Genomic DNA, 1,171 nt, shown 5'->3' with positions numbered 1-1,171 from the left:
TAGAAGAGATGGCTCATCTCGATTCAGCCCAGACAATCGTTGGGGTAACTTTTGGTCATTAGGCGGTAGCTGGAGCGTATCTAAAGAGGATTTCTTTAAAGATATGCTGAATACTGTTAATGATTTGAAGGTTCGAGCATCTTACGGTGAAGTAGGTAATGATGAAAGTGCAAGTAAGTATTCTTATTTATCCTTATATGAGTTAAGCCAGAATGCGAATGCAGGTGCGGTATTTAAAAACCAAAACCCTTCACCTGACTTAATTTGGGAAACCTCTAGTTCGTTCTCTGCGGCAGTAGAAGCCCGGTTATTTAAACGAGCAAATTTAAGCTTTGAATACTTTAACAAGCAGTCTCAAAACTTGATTTTTGATTTTAATCTTCCATTGTCTGCTGGAGCAACATCATCTTCGAGTGCAGTTTCAACAGTAACAAGGAATATTGGTTCAATGTCAAATAGGGGCTTCGAGTTAACTTTTGATGTAGACGTGTTAAAGGGTGATGGATGGAGATGGAATGTTGGTGCGAATGCAACTTGGTTGACGAATAAAATATTATCACTACCTGAAGAAAATAGGGAGAACGGAATTGTAACTGGTAATTTCAAATGGGTTGAAGGTGGAAGCCGTTATGACTTCTGGTTGTTTAAGTATGCGGGTGTAGATCAGATGACTGGTCGTTCACTTTACCTGGCAGATACAGAGCGTTTTAATGTGAATGGTTCTGCACCAGGAAAAGCGGAGATCCCTACAGCGGAACTTGTTGAAATTAATGGAAAATACTATGTAACTAATGCTTCTAGCTATGGTCTAAGGGGCTGGTCTGGATCGGTTATTCCTAAAATGAATGGAAGTTTCAATACCAGCTTTGAGTATAAAAACTTCAGCTTCTCAGCGTTATTCACTTACGCTATCGGTGGTAAAATATACGATTCTTCCTATGCTAGTTTAATGGCCATGTCCGGTACGCCAAGTGCGCTGCACACGGATATCATGAAATCGTGGAACGGTATTCCAGATGGAATGACAGCCTCCTCGGCGGATAGGTTGGATGTAAATGGTATCCCTTCTATCAACTTTTCTCAAAGTAGTATGAATAATTATGCTACTAGTGATCGTTTCTTAACTGATGGATCATATTTGGTTATCAAGAATCACATCTGTCCTAAATAA

1 pseudogene is annotated in these 1,171 nt (G+C 39.7%); it reads left to right on the top strand.

Annotated features, from left to right (window positions below):
• Positions 1–1,171, top strand: a pseudogene (locus B2X72_RS00025) (TonB-dependent receptor); the annotation flags it as partial.

The sequence above is a fragment of the Sphingobacterium sp. UBA7253 genome, from assembly GCF_002472745.1.
In the GTDB taxonomy this organism is placed as follows: Bacteria; Bacteroidota; Bacteroidia; order Sphingobacteriales; family Sphingobacteriaceae; genus Sphingobacterium; species Sphingobacterium siyangense.
Note: the sequence above shows the minus strand (reverse complement) of the source record. Positions and strands in the feature narration are given on the sequence as shown.